Origin of the sequence: Afipia massiliensis (genome assembly GCF_001006325.2) — a bacterium.
GTDB lineage: Bacteria > Pseudomonadota > Alphaproteobacteria > Rhizobiales > Xanthobacteraceae > Afipia > Afipia massiliensis_A.
Genome location: NZ_LBIA02000001.1, coordinates 2,052,729 through 2,069,762, shown reverse-complemented (window position 1 = coordinate 2,069,762; position 17,034 = coordinate 2,052,729). Strand labels below are relative to the sequence as shown.

The window sequence follows — 17,034 nt, the reverse complement described above, 5'->3', positions numbered from 1 at the left end:
CCAATGTAGTCACGATCACGCCGGAGCGCCAGCGGTGCCGCCGTCAATCGTCAGCCGATCGCGATGCCGTTGCGGGCCGGGCGATTCAGCGCCTGGGTCATTTTCTCGATCCGGTCGGAGGCTGAATTCAGCGCATTGGCGACGGCCGATTGGGTCGCCCGGGCGCGGTCGGCCGCGACGACACGGACGTCGCGCAGGGCGTTGAGTTCTTCCTCGAGCGCGCGGATACGCTGCCCGGCATCCACCAGTTCGTCAGCAACGGTGAGCGCGGCCATCACGGTCAGGCGTCCATCACCGATCTCGCCGAACTTGCCGCGCAGGCTGGCGATGCGGGCCTCCAGGCTTTCCGCCAGCCGCAGCAGCCGGCTTTCCTGCCCGGCCTCGCAGGCCATGCGGTACTGCCGGCCGTTGATGGTGACGTTGATGTGGCTCATGGAGATTCTCCCGAATCGATCACCGAGCGGATGGTGTCGATGGCGACATCGAGGCGTTCCGCGATCTCGCGATTGGTCCGCTCCAGCGCGCGCGAGCGCACCAGCGTTCCATCGAGTTCGTTGGCGAGGCGCGAGCGATCGGCGCCGAGCGACTGGATCCGCGCGCCCAGATCATCGTCGATGCGGTCGGATTCCCTCCGCCGCTCCACGGCGCTTTCAAGCGCATCGAGCGCCGCCGCCAGCCGCCGCGTGGCGAGTTCGATGTCGCTCGCACCGGCAGGTGCGGGCTCTGGATTGGCAAAACCGTTGGCACTGCGGTCGGTCATCACGGAACGGCGGCCTTTTTCGACTCTGGCCCGGCTTGAAAAGCAGCGAACCGGCAAGCATTTAGGCGGGTAAATTTACGACCCGGACGAGCCGCGCGCAACGCTGGCCGCAAGCTATGCACACAAAGCGAAAACTCACGGCGAAAAGGCCGTAATGCCCTTGGACTCAAGGGTTTCACGATGCTATCCACCCTGCGAAAGCTTCCCCGGCCGTGGCATTTTTGAGACATACGGCCACTTCCCACATCGAATGTCAGGCGGACATCCCATGACTGTGCGTGTCGACCCCTCCCGTATGGCCAATGCGATTCGCGCACTGGCCATGGACGCCGTGGAAAAGGCGAAATCGGGCCATCCCGGCCTGCCCATGGGCGCGGCCGACGTCGCCACCGTGCTGTTCACGCAGTTCCTTAAATTCGACGCCAGCGACCCGGCCTGGCCGGACCGCGACCGTTTCGTGCTGTCCGCCGGCCACGGCTCGATGCTGCTCTATGCGCTGCTGTATCTCACCGGCAATTCGTCGATGACCATCGAGCAGATCAAGAACTTCCGTCAGCTCGGCTCGCTGACCCCGGGCCATCCGGAAAACTTCATCACGCCGGGCATCGAGACCACCACCGGCCCGCTCGGCCAGGGCATCGCCACCGCCGTCGGCATGGCGCTGGCCGAGCGCCGCATGGCCGCCGAGTTCGGCGGCGACATCGTCGATCACCATACCTACGTGCTGGCTTCCGACGGCGACCTGATGGAAGGCATCAGCCAGGAAGCCATCGCGTTTGCCGGTCACCTCAAGCTCAACAAGCTGATCGTGCTGTTCGACGACAACGGCATTTCCATCGACGGCGCGATCTCGCTGTCGGATTCGGTCGATCAGGTGAAGCGTTTCGAGTCCGCCGGCTGGGCTGCCGAGCGTATCGACGGCCATGACCAGAAGGCCATTGCGGACGCGCTGACGCGCGCGCAAAAATCCGACCGCCCCACCCTGATCGCGTGCAAGACCACGATCGGCTTCGGTGCGCCGAACAAGGCGGGCTCGGAAAAATCCCACGGCTCGCCGCTCGGCGCGGACGAAATCGCCGGCGCCCGCAAGAACCTGAAGTGGGATTCGGCACCGTTCGAAGTTCCGCAGGATATTCTCGACGCCTGGCGCGCGGCCGGATCGCGTGGCAAGGATGCCCACGTGGCATGGACCAAGACCATCGGCACCAAGGACGCTGGCGCGCGCGCCGAATTCGAGCGCCGCGTGAAGGGCGAGCTTCCCGCCAAGGCGCTCGCGGACGCAGTGGCGGCGATGAAAGCCTCTCTTGCCGCGAGCCCGAAGGACATCGCCACCCGCACCGCGTCCGAACAGGCGCTCGAAGTGCTCTGCGCAGCGGTGCCCGAGATGATCGGCGGTTCGGCGGACCTCACCGGCTCCAACAACACCCGCGTCAAAGGCATGGTCGCGATCTCCGCCAACAACTACGGCGGCCGTTACGTCAACTACGGCATCCGCGAGCACGGCATGGCGGCCGCGATGAACGGCATGACGCTGCACGGCGGCCTGATTCCGTATTCGGGCACGTTCCTCGTGTTCTCCGACTATCTGCGCCCGGCGCTGCGGCTCGCGGCCTTGATGGGCGAACGTGCGATCCACGTTCTCACCCACGATTCGATCGGCCTCGGCGAGGACGGCCCGACCCATCAGCCGGTCGAGCATCTGGCGGCGCTGCGCGCGATCCCGAACTGCAACGTGTTCCGGCCCTGCGACACGGTCGAGACGCTGGAATGCTGGCAGCTCGCACTCCAAGCCAAGGATCGGCCCAGCGTGCTGGCGCTGACCCGCCAGAACCTGCCGCAGCTTCGCTTGGCGAACGACGCCGACAACAAGTGCGCTGCCGGCGCCTACGAAATCTCCAAGGCCGACGGCGAGGCGAAAGTCTCGATCTTCGCGTCCGGCTCAGAGGTCTCGCTTGCGGTCGAGGCGCAAAAACTGCTTGCCGCGCGCGGCATTCCGACGCGGGTGGTTTCCGTGCCCTGCATGGATCTGCTGCTGGAACTGCCGAAGGCCCAAAAAGCCGCCATCATCGGCAATACGCCGGTGAAAATCGCCGTTGAAGCCGCTATTCGTCAGGGCTGGGACGCGGTCATCGGCTCAGACGGCATTTTCGTGGGCATGGACGGGTTCGGCGCCAGCGCCCCCTACAAGGATCTGTACCGGCATTTCGGGATCACCGCGGAAGCCGTCGCCGAGGCCGCGCAGGCTGCTCTGAAGGCCTGATAAACATTCGGGATTCAGGTGATTGCATCGTGGCGTCATTCGGGGCAAAAACCGCCTCGAAAATCGTCATTTCCGACCTATCGAGGAGAAGTTGAATGGCAGTTCGTGTCGCGATCAATGGATTTGGCCGTATCGGCCGCAACATCCTGCGGGCCATTTATGAATCCAAGCGCACGGACATCGAGGTCGTCGCCATCAACGACCTCGGCCCGGTCGAAACCAATGCCCACCTGCTGCGCTATGATTCCGTGCATGGCCGGTTCCCGGGCACCGTGACGGTCGAGGGCGATTCCATCAATCTCGGCAACGGCAAGATCAAGGTCACCGCAGTGCGCGACCCGGCCACCCTGCCGTGGAAGGACCTCGGCATCGACATCGCGATGGAATGCACCGGCATTTTCAGCGCCAAGGCCAAAGCATCGGCGCATCTGACCGCAGGCGCCAAGCGCGTGCTGGTCTCCGCCCCGTCGGATGGCGCGGACGCGACCATCGTCTACGGCGTCAACCACGACAAGCTCACCAAGGATCACCTCGTCGTCTCGAACGGTTCCTGCACCACGAACTGCCTCGCGCCGGTCGCCAAGGTGCTGAACGACACCGTCGGCATCGAAACCGGCTTCATGACCACGATCCATGCCTACACCGGCGACCAGCCGACGCTCGACACCATGCACAGCGATCTCTATCGCGGCCGTGCAGCTGCGCTGTCGATGATCCCGACCTCCACGGGTGCGGCGAAGGCCATCGGCCTCGTGCTGCCGGAGTTGCAGGGCAAGCTCGACGGCGTCGCGATCCGCGTGCCTACTCCGAACGTGTCGGTGATTGATCTCAAGATCGTCGCCAAGCGCGCGACGTCCAAGGAAGAGATCAACGACGCGATCAAACGCGCCGCCCAGCAGGAGCTGAAGGGCATCCTCGGCACGACAAGCGATCAGAACGTCTCGATCGACTTCAACCACGACGCCCACTCGTCCACCTTCGCCTTCGACCAGACCAAGGTGCAGAACGGAACGCTGGTGCGCGTGCTGTCATGGTACGACAACGAGTGGGGCTTCTCGAACCGCATGGCCGACACGGCTGCTGCGATGAGCAAGCTGATCTGATCTCACCGGCCTTCACCGCAACCCGTTAGTCGCAACGAGTCCTGATGTCCGGATTTCGCACCCTCGATGATGTCGACGTGAAGGGAAAGCGCGTGCTGCTGCGCGTCGACCTCAACGTGCCGATGGACAACGGACGCGTGTCCGACACCACGCGTCTGCAGCGCATCGCCAAGACCATCATCGAGCTGTCGCAAGCCGGCGGCAAAGTCGTGATCCTCGCACATTTCGGACGGCCAAAAGGGCCGGACCCGAAGGAGTCGCTAAAGCCTGTTGCGACTGCGCTCGGCTACGTGCTGCTGCGTCACGTCGAGTTCGCACCCGACTGTGTTGGCGAAATCGCCGAGAGAGCAGTCGCGGGGCTGAAGAACGGTGAAATTCTCTGTCTCGAGAACACCCGCTTTCATTCCGGCGAAGAAAAGAACGATCCCACCTTCGTCGCGCAGCTTGCAAAACTCGGCGACATCTGGGTCAACGACGCCTTCTCCTGCGCGCACCGCGCTCACGCCTCGACAGAGGGCCTCGGCCGCGTGCTGCCGGGCTATGCCGGCCGCACCATGGAAGCCGAACTCGATGCGCTGGGCAAAGCGCTGGAACAGCCGGTCCATCCGGTGATCGCCATTGTCGGCGGCTCGAAAGTTTCGACCAAGATCGATTTGCTGGAGAATCTCGTCAGCAAGGTCGATGCGCTGGTGATCGGCGGCGGCATGGCCAACACCTTCCTGCACGCGCAGGGCGTCGATGTCGGCAAATCGCTTTGTGAGAAGGACCTCGCCGCCACCGCGCTGCGTATCCTCGTCAAGGCGAACTCCACCAACTGCGCGATCATCCTGCCGGTCGATGCCGTGGTCGCCGAGAAATTCGAAGCCAATGCGCCCTCGCAGGCCTGTGGCCTCGACGCCATCCCGGCAAGCGGCATGATCCTCGATGTCGGCCCTCAGTCCATCAAGCGGATCGATGCGGCCATCGACGACGCCGCGACGCTGGTATGGAACGGCCCGCTCGGCGCGTTCGAAATGTCGCCGTTCGACCGTGGTACGGTTCAGGCCGCCAAATATGCGGCAGCACGCACCAAGGCCGGCAAACTGGTGTCCGTCGCAGGCGGCGGAGACACTGTTGCGGCGTTGAACCACGCTGGCGTGGGCAAGGATTTCACCTACGTTTCGACCGCCGGCGGCGCCTTTCTTGAGTGGATGGAAGGGAAACCTTTGCCCGGCGTCGAGGTTCTTAGAGTACGCTAGTGTGGTGGTTTGCAAGTCCGCATCACTGTTACAGCACGTTCCGTCTGCGGACTTGCAAACCAAAACCACACTAGAATCATAATTTTCTAGTGTCCTTTCGAATTCGAAGTTCGCTACCGAAGATGCTGCAGAATTGAGCGAACTTCGAATTCTAGACACTAGATTTCAACGGATCTGGCGCCTCTGGCGCTGCCTTCAAGACCACGGAGAACAAGCACCCATGGCTCGCATCACGTTGCGTCAATTGCTGGATCATGCTGCTGAGAACGACTACGGCGTGCCGGCATTCAACATCAACAACATGGAACAGGCGCTGGCCATCATGGAAGCCGCCAGTTCCGTCGATGCGCCGGTTATCATTCAGGCATCGCGCGGCGCGCGCTCCTACGCCAACGACGTGATGCTCAAGCACATGATGGACGCGGTGACGGAAATCTATCCGCAGATCCCCGTGTGCGTGCACCTCGATCACGGCAACGAACCCGCCACCTGCATGACCGCGATTCAGGCCGGCTTCACCTCGGTGATGATGGACGGCTCGCTCAAGGCCGACGGCAAGACGCCGGGCGACTGGGACTACAATGTCGGCGTGACCAAGACCGTGACCGACATGGCGCATCTCGGCGGCATTTCGGTGGAAGGCGAACTCGGCGTGCTCGGCTCGCTGGAAAGCGGTGAAGGCGAGAAGGAAGACGGCCACGGTTTCGAGGGCAAGCTGTCTCACGACCAGCTCCTCACCAACCCCGACGAAGCCGTGAAGTTCGTCAAGGAAACCCAGGTCGACGCGCTGGCGATTGCGATGGGCACCTCGCACGGCGCCTACAAGTTCACCCGCAAGCCGGACGGCGACATCCTCGCCATGAACGTGATCGAAGAAATTCACCGCAAGCTGCCGAACACGCATCTTGTGATGCACGGCTCGTCGTCGGTGCCGCAGGATCTGCAGGAGATCATCAACAAGTTCGGCGGCCAGATGAAGCCGACCTGGGGCGTTCCGGTCTCCGAGATCCAGCGCGGCATCAAGCACGGTGTGCGCAAGATCAACATCGACACCGACAACCGGATGGCGATGACCGGCCAGATCCGCAAGATCCTGAGCGAGAATCCAAGCGAGTTCGATCCGCGCAAGTATCTGAAGCCCGCGATGGAAGCGATGACCAAGCTCTGCAAGCAGCGCCTGCAGGAATTCAACACCGCGGGTCAGGCCAGCAAGATCAAGAAGGTGCTGACCACCGCCCAAATGGCGCAGCGCTACGCCAAGGGCGAGCTTCAGGCAAAGATCGCTTAACAACATAGCTTGCGTCATGCCCGGCCCTGTGCCGGGCATCCACGTCTTACCTGTTAGATGATGAAGGCGTGGATGGCCGGGACAAGCCCGGCCATGACGAGTTACAGAATCTGAGCCGTTCTCGTTTCATCCGGGCAATGGGCAGATTGCCCGCCCCTTTTTTGGCCGCAGTCAACGGGCAGATACGCCATCATGGCCACAAAACCTCCCCCACCACGCCCCGCGCCGCGGCTCTATCTGGCGACACCGCCGGTGACCGATCCCGCGCAGCTTGCGTCCGATCTGCCCGCGCTGCTGGCAGCCGCCGATGTCGCGGCGGTCTTGCTGCGGCTCACGCCGGCCGATGAGCGCGGCATGATCCAGCGCGTCAAGGCGCTGGCGCCTGTGATCCAGAAGGCCGGCGTTGCCGTGCTGCTCGACGGACATTTCGAACTGGTCGCACGCGGCGGCGCGGACGGCGCCAACCTCATCGGCATTGTGGCAATGCAGGAGGCGATGCCGACGCTGAAGCCCGATCGCATTCTCGGCGTCGGCGGCTTGATCACGCGGCACGATGCGATGGTGGCTGGTGAGGCCGGCGCGGATTACGTGCTGTTCGGCGAACCGGATGCGAATGGCGAACGCCCGTCGGCGGACGCGATCTGCGAACGGCTGGATTGGTGGGCCGAACTGTTCGAACCGCCTTGCGTGGGCTACGCTACGACACTGGACGAGGCGCAGTTGTTCGCGGCAGCCGGCGCGGACTTTGTTCTGGTCGGCGATTTCATCTGGCAGGATTCGCGCGGCGCTCACGCCGCCCTGATCGAGGCCAGCCAGGCCATCGCGCGCGGCTTTGAGACTTCTCTCGCGCAAGCCACGCTGACGGGAGGATAAGACCACGATGACCGCGCTTCGCCGGGCCACGCCGTTCGCAGCCGCTCATGCAAGATTTCTTGCATCTGTCGTTGCGGGCGTTGTCGCATTTTCGGCGAGTGCTGTCGCACAGGGCACGCCGAATCCCTTTCCGGAGCCGATCAAGCCCGCCGAGAAACCTCCGGCGGCCAAATCCACCCCGCCAAAAGCTGCCGCGCCGAAAGCGAGTGCGCCGAAACCGAAAAGCGAACCTGCGAAAGCGGCGACACCGCCTGCGCCCCCCGACAATCCCAACGCCGATCTCGCCTACGGCGCCTATCAGCAAGGCCTGTACCGCACCGCCTTCAACATCGCGCTGAAGCGTGCGCAGGAGATGGGCGATCCTAAATCGATGACGCTGCTGGGCGAACTCTATTCCAACGCGCTCGGCATCAAGCGCGACGACGCCAAGGCCGCGGAATGGTACAAGCAGGCTGCCGACCGCGGCGACCGCGAAGCGATGTTCGCGCTCGGTATGATGCGGATCGCCGGACGCGGCGGTCCAACCAATCGCGAAGAAGGCGCCCGGCTACTGGCGTCGTCCGCCAAGCTTGGGAAAGCCGCCGCCGCCTACAATCTCGGGCTGCTTTATCTGGAAGGCCAGACCTTCCCGCAGGACGTCAAGCGCGCCGCCGAACTGTTCCGTCAGGCCGCGAATGCCGGCAACCCCGAGGCGCAGTACGCGCTCGCGACGCTCTACAAGGAGGGCCGCGGTGTGGAGAAGAATCTTGTCGAGGCCGCGAAGTTGATGCGCGCCGCCGCGATGGTCGACAATCTCGACGCCGAAGTGGAATACGCCATCGCGCTCTATAACGGCACCGGCACGCCCAAGGATGTGCCCACCGCGATTGCGCTGCTGAACAGGGCGGCCCGCCAGAACAGCCCGATCGCGCAGAACCGCCTGGCGCGCATTCTCGTCGACGGCCTCGGCGTCCCAGTGGACAAGGTTCAGGGCTTCAAATGGCATCTGATCGCGAAAACCGCCGGCAACGGCGATCCCGACCTCGATGCGCAGTTCGCCCAACTCTCCCCGCTGGAGAAAGCCAAGGCTGAAGACCTCGCCAAAAAGTGGTTTGGCACGAAATGAGCCGGGATTTTCCTCAGTCCGGCTTAATTCGAACCGAAGCTCTCATTTGACGCTTTTTCTTCACGCAAACCGCCGTCCGCTTCTCTCCAAATGCCCTGAACGCCCTTGACGCGCCTGCGCTTTGACGCCAAGCATCCGGCATCAAAGCCCCAATCCTTCATCCCGATCCGGCCTCATTCGGATCCTTATCAAGCCGGACGCATGATCCATTCAGCTCTCATCAACGTCATGGTCAAGGCCGCGCGCCGCGCGGGCCGCAGCCTCAGTCGCGATCTTGGCGAGATCGAGAACCTTCAGGTTTCAATGAAGGGGCCGGCGAATTTCGTCTCGCTCGCCGACAAGCGCGCAGAGCAGATGCTCTATGACGATCTGACCAAAGCGCGGCCGGGTTACGGATTTCTCGGTGAGGAAGGCGGAACGCGCGAAGGCACCGACAAATCCAACACATGGATCGTCGATCCGCTCGACGGCACGACGAACTTCCTGCACGGCATCCCGCAGTTCGCGATTTCGATCGCTCTGCAGCGCGAAGGCACGATCATCGCCGGCGTGATCTACAATCCCGCAACCGATGAACTTTACATGGCCGAGCGCGGCAAGGGCGCGTTCCTCAACGATCAGCGCTTGCGCGTCGCGGCCCGTCAGCAGCTCAACGAATGCGTGATCGCGTGCGGTCTGCCGCATATCGGGCGCGGCGACCACGAACAGTCTCGCCGCGAAATGGCGGAGATGCAGCAGCGCGTCGCGGGCCTGCGCCGCTTCGGCGCGGCCTCGCTCGATCTCGCGTATGTCGCGGCCGGCCGCCTCGACGGTTACTGGGAACGCAATCTCCAGCCGTGGGACATCGCAGCCGGACTGATCATGGTGCGCGAGGCCGGCGGTGTCATCAGCGGCATCGAGGGCGGTGATACGGCGATGGCCACTGGCCATGTCGTTTGCGGCAATGAGACGATCCAGCGCGAACTGGTGAAGATCCTCAAGCCGCTATGATGCTGCGCTAAGCGCGCGTCATCCGGTAGTGGCTGATGCCCCATTCGGTGCCGTCGGCGTGGCCGAACAGTCCGGTGGTCGCGAGAAAGAACCAGCGCCAGCGCCGCACGCGCGCGAAAGCGGCGTCGGTCTCCGCATTGCCCGTCGCGAGCTTGGCGGCCGTGCGCGAGCACAGCGCATTGATGCGGGCGCGGATCATGACATCAGGAAGCGGCGTGCGTTCGGTGGTACCGATGATGCGCGAGATCAGACTCATGGATCGGCTCAATCTTTCAAGGAAGCTATTGCGGCAGCGGAAAAAACTTGCGGGTGCGCGACTGATACGCCCGGTAAGCGTCGCCGCGCGAACGCAGCATCTGCTCTTCCAGCGGCGGAATGCCGGTCACATGCACCAGAATCCAGTACATGAAGACGGGACCGAGCAGCGCGAACCAGCCCCAGCCATAGCCCGCCGAGATCGCGATCACCGGATAGGCAAGCCAGCCGAACCACTCGAAAAAGTAGTTCGGGTGCCGCGACCACGCCCACAGCCCGACATCGCAGACCCTGCCCTTGTTCGCCGGATCTGTTCGGAATGACTTGAGCTGCGCATCGGCCAGCGCCTCGCCCGCGATGCCCGTCAACAGAATGAGCGCGCCGAGATAGTCCTGCGCACGTAGTCCTGCGACCGGAACATGCGCGGCGACGAAGATCGAGAACACCAGCGGGATCGAACCGAAAGCCTGGTTCTGCAGAAACACAAACATCCGGCGCGGCGAATCAACACCCCACTCCTTCGCGAAAGCCGCATAGCGCGGATCGTCGGTGATGCCCGCGGTGCGAACGGCGATATGCATGCCGAGGCGCAGCGACCAGATGACAACGAGGGCCGCGATCAGCCATTGACGCGGCGCGATGGGCTCGCCGGCCATCGGCCAGAGCGCGCCGACGGCTCCGACGAGGCCAAGCGAAAACGTCCAGACGGTATCGACCCACCCCGAATTACCGGTGCGCTGCTGCACCAGCCATGCGCCCGTCATCAGGATAGCGAGCGCGACCGCCATGGCGGCCAACGCGCTCAGGAAGAACCAGACCATGACAATCCTCGCCTCAACTTCGTAGAAGAAATACGCTTCAAAGAAGCCCGGGTTTCAGGCGAGGTTCCGTAGCTGGGGTCAAATCGGCGATGGAGTCTTTTTTCCCGCCCCCGCTGTGCCATATTGATGCTCGACACGTTCCACGGACAAGGATTGAAGATCCGCCATGGCAAAGACTTCCCCATCCCAAACTGCGGCCGATATCAGCGTCACGAAACTGTCAACACCGCGCATCTTCCTGGTCAGGATGATGGTGTTCCTCATTCTGTGCAGCCTGCTGCTCGTGGTCCTCTACAAGCAGATCTGGGTGGCGTTCCTCGCCAATCCCGGGCTCAACGCACTGATTGTCGGCGTTCTTGCCATCGGCATCATCCTCGCCTTCCGGCAGGTAATCCGGCTCTATCCTGAAATTTCGTGGGTCAACAGCTTCCGCATTTCCGATCCCGGACTTGCGGTGGATCGGCGGCCAACACTGCTGGCGCCGATGGCCGCGATGCTGAGCCATCGCTCGGGCCGCATGAGCATTTCGCAACAGACCATGCGGCATCTGCTGGATTCCATCGCGACCCGGCTCGACGAAGCGCGTGACCTGTCGCGCTACATGACCGGCCTTCTGGTATTTCTCGGCCTGCTCGGTACGTTCTGGGGCCTCATTGAAACCGTCGGCTCGGTCGGCAAGGTGATCGAGGGCCTGAAAGTCGGCGGCGATGCCGGTTCGGTGTTCGACACGCTCAAGGAAGGTTTGGCCGCGCCGCTCGGCGGCATGGGCATTTCGTTCTCGTCCTCGCTGTTCGGCCTCGCAGGCTCATTGGTGCTCGGCTTTCTCGATCTACAGTCAAGCCAAGCGCAGAACCGCTTTTACACCGACCTCGAGGACTGGCTGGCGGAAACCGTGCGGGAATATGCCGGTGACGGCAGCAGCAGCACCGGCGACCTAAATCCCGCGCTCGACCGGCTGCGGCTCGCCGTCGAGGAGATGGGATCGAACCGAACCGCGACCACCGCGATGGCCAATCTCGCCGAGGCGATCCAGGGCCTGGTGCATCACATGCGCACCGAACAGCAATTGATACGCGAATGGGCCGACGGCCAGGGCGAGCAAAACAAAGAGATCAAGCAGCTTCTGGAGCGCCTCGCGCGTCAGCCCGAGACCAACTGACCGGAGATATTGGCTATGGCGCTTTCGCGTTCACGCAGGAACGACAGCGGCTTCAACTACTGGCCGGGCTTCGTCGATGCGCTGTCGACGCTGGTTCTCGCCATCGTATTCCTGCTGTCGGTGTTTCTGGTGGTGCAGTTCTTCCTGTCGCAGGAAGTCACCGGCAAGGACAAGGCGCTCGAGCGGCTGAACGCGCAGATCGCACAGCTCAACGATCTGCTGTCGCTCGAAAAACTCGGCAAGCTGAACCTCGACGAGCAACTCTCCCAGATGCGCGCCGGACTTGCCTCCGCCGAGGCCGAGCGCGATCGCGTCAAAGGCCTGTATGACGGCCTCGCAGGCGCCGGTGCCAGTGCTGCGGGCCGTGCCACCGAACTCGGCAAGGCGCTGGACTCCGAGAAACAGGTGACCGCCCGCGCGCTGGCGCAGATCGAAGTGCTGAACCAGCAGATCAGCGCGCTGCGCCGGCAACTGGCGGCCCTTGAGGAAGCACTCGATGCCTCGGAGAAGCGCGACAAGGAATCCCAGACCCGAATCGCCGATCTCGGTCAGCGGCTGAACGTGGCATTGGCGCAGCGGGTGCAGGAACTGTCGCGCTATCGCTCCGAATTCTTCGGACGGCTGCGCGCCATCCTCGGCAACCGCCCCGATGTGCGCATCGTCGGTGACCGCTTCGTATTCCAGTCCGAGGTATTTTTCGACACCGGGCAGGCGCTGCTGCTGCCGGAAGGCCGCGCCGAACTCGACAAGCTCGCAACCGCGCTGATCGATCTCGACAACCAAATTCCGAAAGAGATCGCCTGGGTGCTGCGCGTCGACGGCCACACTGACGTGCGGCCGATCAACAGCCCGCAGTTCAAATCGAACTGGGAGCTTTCATCAGCACGCGCGATCTCGGTGGTGCAGTATCTGGTCTCACTCGGCGTACCGGCGCAGCGGCTGGTCGCGGCGGGGTTCGCGGAATTCCAGCCGCTTGATCCCGAGAAGACTGAAGAGGCCTACAAGCGCAACCGTCGCATCGAATTGAAGCTCACCGAGCGATGATCGGCGCGTCTCGGATCTGTACGCGACAATGAGCGCACCCTTTACGCTCCGGCCCTATGCGGCCGGCGACGAGAACGCAGCGATCGACCTGTGGCATCGCACCTGGCAACAGGCCTATCCGTCGATCGACTTCGCGCAGCGGCTTGAAGGCTGGCGCGCACGCTGGCGCGATGAACTGGTTCCCGCCGCGCAAATCGTCGTCGCCGAACAGAACGGCAAGATGGCCGGCTTCATCACCATCGATGCATCGGGCTATCTCGACCAACTCGTGGTCGCGCCGGAAGCATGGGGATCGGACCTCGGCAACGTGCTCATCGCCGAGGCGAAAATGATGGCGCCGGACGGCATTACGCTACTGGTCAACACCGACAATGCCCGTGCGATCCGCTTTTATGAGCGCAACGGCTTCATCCACACCCATGACGACGTCAATCCGGTGTCAGGACGAAAGGTCTACGGCATGGCGTGGAAGCCGTAAGCGTCAAGCCGCTTCCAGCAGCGCCACTGTGCCCTGCCCGCCGTCGGCGCAGATGCTGACGATAGCGCGGCTTCCCTTCGGCATCGCCGCCAGCGCCTTGACTGCCTGACTGAGGATACGCGCGCCGGTGGCGCCGAACGGATGGCCAATCGCGGTAGAGCCGCCGTTCGGATTCATGCGCTCACGCGGAAACTTTCCGAACTCTGCATTGACGCCGGCCTTGTCGCGGACAAACTCCGGGCTCTCCAGCGCCTTGATATGCGCCAGCACCTGCGCCGCGAAGGCTTCGTGAATTTCCCAAAGGTGAATGTCCGCATAGGTCAGCGAATGGCGCGCGAGCAGCCGCGGGATCGCATAGGGCGGCGCCATCAGCAAACCCTCGGTGCGAAAATCCACCGACGCGATTTCCCAGTCGATCAGCTTTACGCGCGGTGTGTTGGCGGGAAGCTTCTCCAATCCCTTTCTTGAGGCCACCCAGATGCTCGATGCGCCGTCGGTGAGCGGCGATGAATTGCCGGCCGTCAGCGTGCCTTTGCCGCTGGTGCGATCGAATGACGGCGACAGCCGCGCCAGCTTCTCCAGCGAGGTGTCCTTGCGCGGAATCGTGTCGCGCTTCACGCCGTCGAACGGGATCACGAGGTCGTCGAAAAATCCGCGATTCCACGCCGCCACCGCGCGCTGATGGCTGTCCAGCGCGATCTGGTCCTGCGCTTCGCGCGAGATGTTCCACACCTTGGCGGTGATCTCCGTATGCTCGCCCATGCTCATGCCAGTGGTGCGGTTGCTGACCGCCGGAATGTAGAGACGCACATCGCTGAGCTTGAGATCGATGGCATGGCTAAGCTTTTGTCCCAGCGAGCGCGCGGTCTGAAACTGGCGCACCCAGTTCGACAGCGACATGCCGAGCCCAAGCTGAACCTGGCTGAGGCTGTCAACGCCGCCGACCAGCGCTAGGTTTCGCACCTCGCCGTCGATCATGCCGGCGGCTTCGAACACGCCCATCATGCTGGTCGAACAGGCCATGACGGTGGAAGTGGCAGGCACCGTCGGATCGACACCCGCATCCATCAGGATTTCGCGTGCGATATTGCTCCAGGTGAGGTTGGGCACGACGTTGCCCCAGACCGCGAAGTCTGGCTTGCCGCCACCAAGACGCTCGATCATGTGCTTGACCACCGGAACCGACAGCGCGATGGCATCGACACCCGACAGCGGGCCGTCGACTTTCGCAAACGGCGTGCGAACACCTGCCGCCAGCCACACATCGGTTTTTGCAGATTGCACCATCGGATACTCCCGGATCGTACGCCTTGGTTGGCGCTTCCGGGACACTAGGCGATCCAGCGGAGGGCGTACAAGCCGACGGCGCGCCGGGCTGTCATGAAGCTGTCAGCGTGCAGCCAGCAGCGCTTCGTTCGGCATCCAGCCTGCCATGGCGGCCTGCTTCCAGCTTTCGCAGGGAATTTCCGTGGCGCGATACAGCGGCTTTTCGAAGCGTGTCAGTCGCCAATCGCTCGGCGCTCCTGCAAAGGCGTATCCGGCCTTGCGGGCGAGACCGATCATCTGGTCGTTGTTGCGGAATGTTTCGCCGAACAGCCTCAGCGCGCCGAGCGCCGCCGAGCGGCATTCGAGATTGGACAGCATGGCCGTGCCGATACCCTGACCCTGCCATGCGTCGCCGATGGACAGTCCGAATTCAGTGTTCTGCGTTTGCGCGTCGTAGCTGTAGCGGGACTCTCCGACGATCGTGTCGACGCCGTCGATTTTCATTTCGGCGATCACCGCGAAACGGCTGCCTTCGCCGATATGAAGCGCCTTGTCGAGCTCCGACGGCGGCAGCTCACTGGCGGCCCCCATCAGGCGATTGTAGCGCGACTGGCGCGACAGCGACCGGAAGTAAAACAGCAGCGCGTCGGCGTCCTTCGGCTCGAGGAATCGCACCGTCAACGACCTGCCGCCTTTCAGCCGCACGACATCGGTGAAGCGGCCGAGATTGCTCAGAACAAAGCGATGATCGGGTTCGGCCAGCATCGCGCACTCCATCGGCTGTTGTGCGAGAGGAAAAAGCGAGCCTGATCCGGGGAGGACAATGAGGACGGATCAGACTCGCGAAGGCGGCTTACGCACGCCAGAAAGGCTTGCTGGCCTCGTAGGCGAAGTCGCTCCAGCTCGCGCCGACGTCGTGGAAGTCGCGGTCGCTGAGGCGGACCAACTCGGCCCGGCGCTGCGAGCGCTGCTGCCAAGTGTGCAGCACGTCGGAGATCGACGTGATCGGGTGGTGGATGAAGTCATGATGATGATTTGTCATCAGGTCGGTTGTGCAAGCAGACATGGTAGCCTCCTAAAACAAACTTGATGTTGCATATATCTGCTCAAGAACCCCTATTGACAAACGACACGTTGTCCCTGGTAATATGAGATAATCTCATATATTAGAGGGGCTCATGACCGCCAGATTGCCCTCGCTGAACGGTTTGCGCGCTTTCGAGGCCGCCGCGCGGCACCTCAGCTTCACCCTTGCCGCGCAGGAACTGAACGTCACCCAGACCGCCATCAGCCACCAGATCCGGCGGCTGGAGGAAGAACTCGGTATCAAGCTGTTCATCCGGCAAAGCCGCTCGCTGGCTTTGACGCCCGAGGCCACCGACTATTTGCCGGGCATTCGCGCCGCATTTCAGGATCTGCGCACAGCCACCGACCGCCTGCTGCGCAACGGCAACGACCGGATGCTGACAGTCAGCACGCTGACGTCGTTCGCGGTGAAATGGCTGCTGCCCCGGCTTGCGCCATTTCAGGAAAAACATCCCGACATCGATGTCCGTATCACCACCTCGACCGATCTGGTCGACTTCCGTCGCGGCACGGTGGACGCAGCAATCCGGTACGGACGCGGCCAATGGCCGGGCCTGCGCGCGGAATGGCTGATGACGGACCAGATGTTTCCGGTGTGCAGCCCCGCGCTGCTTGAGGGCAACAATGCCCTGAGAAAGCCGGAAGACCTCGCCCGTTTCACGCTGCTGCACACAACCGGCTACAACGACGACTGGCGGTTCTGGCTGACGGCCGCCGGACTTCCCACCCACATCGCGAAGAATCCAGGACTGACATTCGATCTGTCATTCATGACGATTCAGGCCGCCGTCGACGGCATCGGCGTTGCGATCGGCCACACCGCCTTCGTTCAGGACGATATCGCGAAAGGACGTCTGGTCGCGCCCTTCGATGTGACATTGCCGGAAGATGCCGGATACTATTTCGTCACGCCGCACGAAAAGGCCAATTTGCCGAAGGTCACCGCGTTCCGGGACTGGCTGACAGCGACGATGCGGCAATAACACGCCATGCCCATGATCTGGGCAATTGCATAGACTCGCATCATTCCGCTGACAAAGCCGGCGAGAGCTTTCACCCGGAAATCCCGAAAAACATCGCGCGATCAAAGCCAACCTGTGTTGGCACGGCGATTGCTCCACTCGCCATACAGTCAATGACGACTGCGGTCCGAAGGGAGCTCGGCGCATTCGCCACGATGCCTGACTTACGCATGCTGCGCGTTCCTGTTTCCGGCCGAACATCATTGGCAGACAGGACACATGCATCAGACGGCAGGATCGCGGAGACGAAAGCTCCTGATACGCGACATGGAATGGCGGCAAGGCA

18 protein-coding genes are annotated in these 17,034 nt (G+C 62.8%); 11 read left to right on the top strand and 7 right to left on the bottom strand.

Annotated features, from left to right (window positions below):
- Nucleotides 1-50 precede the first annotated feature (50 nt).
- Both YH63_RS09800 and YH63_RS09795 read right to left on the bottom strand, forming a co-directional pair.
- Nucleotides 51-434 (bottom strand): cell division protein ZapA, encoded by a 384-nt coding sequence (locus YH63_RS09800; protein WP_019195440.1) that lies wholly within the window; start codon nt 432-434, stop codon nt 51-53.
- Nucleotides 431-760: a DUF4164 domain-containing protein gene (locus tag YH63_RS09795; protein WP_046827768.1), complete on the bottom strand. Its 330-nt coding sequence runs from the start codon at nt 758-760 to the stop codon at nt 431-433. The genes YH63_RS09800 and YH63_RS09795 overlap by 4 nt, the downstream gene beginning before the upstream one ends.
- 268 nt (nt 761-1,028) lie before the next feature.
- Here YH63_RS09795 and tkt point away from each other — a divergent pair, with 268 nt between their 5' ends.
- The 7 genes from tkt (at nt 1,029) to YH63_RS09760 (ending at nt 9,617) form a co-directional block, all read left to right on the top strand.
- The gene (tkt, locus tag YH63_RS09790) at nt 1,029-3,020 is read left to right on the top strand and encodes a transketolase (protein WP_046827769.1); all 1,992 of its coding nucleotides are present in this window, start codon (nt 1,029-1,031) and stop codon (nt 3,018-3,020) included.
- 95 nt (nt 3,021-3,115) lie between these two features.
- The gene (gene gap, locus YH63_RS09785; RefSeq protein WP_046827770.1) at nt 3,116-4,123 is read left to right on the top strand and encodes a type I glyceraldehyde-3-phosphate dehydrogenase; all 1,008 of its coding nucleotides are present in this window, start codon (nt 3,116-3,118) and stop codon (nt 4,121-4,123) included.
- 44 nt (nt 4,124-4,167) lie between these two features.
- Nucleotides 4,168-5,361, top strand: coding sequence for a phosphoglycerate kinase (locus tag YH63_RS09780; protein ID WP_046827771.1), 1,194 nt, complete (start codon nt 4,168-4,170; stop codon nt 5,359-5,361).
- 220 nt (nt 5,362-5,581) lie between these two features.
- Complete coding sequence (fba, locus tag YH63_RS09775) at nt 5,582-6,649, top strand: class II fructose-bisphosphate aldolase (protein ID WP_046827772.1); 1,068 nt, start codon at nt 5,582-5,584, stop codon at nt 6,647-6,649.
- A 192-nt stretch (nt 6,650-6,841) separates the two neighbouring features.
- On the top strand, nt 6,842-7,522 hold the full coding sequence (locus YH63_RS09770; RefSeq protein ID WP_046827773.1) for a thiamine phosphate synthase: 681 nt from the start codon (nt 6,842-6,844) through the stop codon (nt 7,520-7,522).
- Nucleotides 7,523-7,529: 7 nt separating this feature from the next.
- Entirely contained in the window at nt 7,530-8,627 is a 1,098-nt protein-coding gene (locus YH63_RS09765; protein ID WP_046827774.1) for a tetratricopeptide repeat protein, read from the top strand.
- A 201-nt stretch (nt 8,628-8,828) separates the two neighbouring features.
- Nucleotides 8,829-9,617 carry an inositol monophosphatase family protein gene (locus tag YH63_RS09760; protein ID WP_046829620.1) on the top strand — a complete coding sequence of 263 codons (789 nt, stop codon included), beginning with the start codon at nt 8,829-8,831 and terminating at the stop codon, nt 9,615-9,617.
- A gap of 7 nt (nt 9,618-9,624) precedes the next feature.
- On the opposite strand, the gene YH63_RS21955 is transcribed toward YH63_RS09760, so the two are convergent.
- A complete protein-coding gene (locus tag YH63_RS21955) occupies nt 9,625-9,873 on the bottom strand; it encodes a hypothetical protein (protein WP_046827775.1) in 249 nt (82 codons plus the stop codon).
- 25 nt (nt 9,874-9,898) lie between these two features.
- The gene (locus YH63_RS09750; protein ID WP_046827776.1) at nt 9,899-10,693 is read right to left on the bottom strand and encodes a DUF1295 domain-containing protein; all 795 of its coding nucleotides are present in this window, start codon (nt 10,691-10,693) and stop codon (nt 9,899-9,901) included.
- Between the two features lie 166 nt (nt 10,694-10,859).
- Between YH63_RS09750 and YH63_RS09745 the strand changes: the two genes are divergently transcribed.
- The 3 genes from YH63_RS09745 to YH63_RS09735 are packed head-to-tail and all read left to right on the top strand — an operon-like array spanning nt 10,860 to nt 13,374.
- Nucleotides 10,860-11,852 carry a hypothetical protein gene (locus tag YH63_RS09745; RefSeq protein ID WP_046827777.1) on the top strand — a complete coding sequence of 331 codons (993 nt, stop codon included), beginning with the start codon at nt 10,860-10,862 and terminating at the stop codon, nt 11,850-11,852.
- Between the two features lie 15 nt (nt 11,853-11,867).
- Nucleotides 11,868-12,896, top strand: coding sequence for a peptidoglycan -binding protein (locus tag YH63_RS09740; protein WP_046827778.1), 1,029 nt, complete (start codon nt 11,868-11,870; stop codon nt 12,894-12,896).
- 28 nt (nt 12,897-12,924) lie between these two features.
- Nucleotides 12,925-13,374, top strand: coding sequence for a GNAT family N-acetyltransferase (locus tag YH63_RS09735; RefSeq protein WP_046827779.1), 450 nt, complete (start codon nt 12,925-12,927; stop codon nt 13,372-13,374).
- A 3-nt stretch (nt 13,375-13,377) separates the two neighbouring features.
- Here YH63_RS09735 and YH63_RS09730 read toward each other — a convergent pair whose 3' ends face one another.
- The 3 genes from YH63_RS09730 to YH63_RS09720 all read right to left on the bottom strand — a co-directional run bounded on the left by YH63_RS09730 (nt 13,378) and on the right by YH63_RS09720 (nt 15,706).
- Nucleotides 13,378-14,661: an acetyl-CoA C-acyltransferase gene (locus tag YH63_RS09730; RefSeq protein ID WP_046827780.1), complete on the bottom strand. Its 1,284-nt coding sequence runs from the start codon at nt 14,659-14,661 to the stop codon at nt 13,378-13,380.
- A 102-nt stretch (nt 14,662-14,763) separates the two neighbouring features.
- Nucleotides 14,764-15,405: a GNAT family N-acetyltransferase gene (locus tag YH63_RS09725; RefSeq protein ID WP_046829621.1), complete on the bottom strand. Its 642-nt coding sequence runs from the start codon at nt 15,403-15,405 to the stop codon at nt 14,764-14,766.
- An 88-nt stretch (nt 15,406-15,493) separates the two neighbouring features.
- Nucleotides 15,494-15,706, bottom strand: a complete 213-nt coding sequence (locus YH63_RS09720) for a DUF1127 domain-containing protein (RefSeq protein WP_046827781.1) — start codon at nt 15,704-15,706, stop codon at nt 15,494-15,496.
- A 112-nt stretch (nt 15,707-15,818) separates the two neighbouring features.
- On the opposite strand from YH63_RS09720, the gene YH63_RS09715 reads away from it, so the two are divergent.
- Entirely contained in the window at nt 15,819-16,709 is an 891-nt protein-coding gene (locus YH63_RS09715) for a transcriptional regulator GcvA (protein ID WP_046827782.1), read from the top strand.
- The last annotated feature ends 325 nt before the right edge of the window (nt 16,710-17,034 follow it).

Bases quoted from the DNA above. Each gene is read 5' to 3' on its own strand.
- YH63_RS09800 (WP_019195440.1), bottom strand. From the start codon at position 434: ATGAGCCACATCAACGTCACCATCAACGGCCGGCAGTACCGCATGGCC.
- YH63_RS09795 (WP_046827768.1), bottom strand. From the start codon at position 760: ATGACCGACCGCAGTGCCAACGGTTTTGCCAATCCAGAGCCCGCACCT.
- tkt (WP_046827769.1), top strand. From the start codon at position 1,029: ATGACTGTGCGTGTCGACCCCTCCCGTATGGCCAATGCGATTCGCGCA.
- gap (WP_046827770.1), top strand. From the start codon at position 3,116: ATGGCAGTTCGTGTCGCGATCAATGGATTTGGCCGTATCGGCCGCAAC.
- YH63_RS09780 (WP_046827771.1), top strand. From the start codon at position 4,168: ATGTCCGGATTTCGCACCCTCGATGATGTCGACGTGAAGGGAAAGCGC.
- fba (WP_046827772.1), top strand. From the start codon at position 5,582: ATGGCTCGCATCACGTTGCGTCAATTGCTGGATCATGCTGCTGAGAAC.
- YH63_RS09770 (WP_046827773.1), top strand. From the start codon at position 6,842: ATGGCCACAAAACCTCCCCCACCACGCCCCGCGCCGCGGCTCTATCTG.
- YH63_RS09765 (WP_046827774.1), top strand. From the start codon at position 7,530: ATGACCGCGCTTCGCCGGGCCACGCCGTTCGCAGCCGCTCATGCAAGA.
- YH63_RS09760 (WP_046829620.1), top strand. From the start codon at position 8,829: ATGATCCATTCAGCTCTCATCAACGTCATGGTCAAGGCCGCGCGCCGC.
- YH63_RS21955 (WP_046827775.1), bottom strand. From the start codon at position 9,873: ATGAGTCTGATCTCGCGCATCATCGGTACCACCGAACGCACGCCGCTT.
- YH63_RS09750 (WP_046827776.1), bottom strand. From the start codon at position 10,693: ATGGTCTGGTTCTTCCTGAGCGCGTTGGCCGCCATGGCGGTCGCGCTC.
- YH63_RS09745 (WP_046827777.1), top strand. From the start codon at position 10,860: ATGGCAAAGACTTCCCCATCCCAAACTGCGGCCGATATCAGCGTCACG.
- YH63_RS09740 (WP_046827778.1), top strand. From the start codon at position 11,868: ATGGCGCTTTCGCGTTCACGCAGGAACGACAGCGGCTTCAACTACTGG.
- YH63_RS09735 (WP_046827779.1), top strand. From the start codon at position 12,925: ATGAGCGCACCCTTTACGCTCCGGCCCTATGCGGCCGGCGACGAGAAC.
- YH63_RS09730 (WP_046827780.1), bottom strand. From the start codon at position 14,661: ATGGTGCAATCTGCAAAAACCGATGTGTGGCTGGCGGCAGGTGTTCGC.
- YH63_RS09725 (WP_046829621.1), bottom strand. From the start codon at position 15,405: ATGCTGGCCGAACCCGATCATCGCTTTGTTCTGAGCAATCTCGGCCGC.
- YH63_RS09720 (WP_046827781.1), bottom strand. From the start codon at position 15,706: ATGTCTGCTTGCACAACCGACCTGATGACAAATCATCATCATGACTTC.
- YH63_RS09715 (WP_046827782.1), top strand. From the start codon at position 15,819: ATGACCGCCAGATTGCCCTCGCTGAACGGTTTGCGCGCTTTCGAGGCC.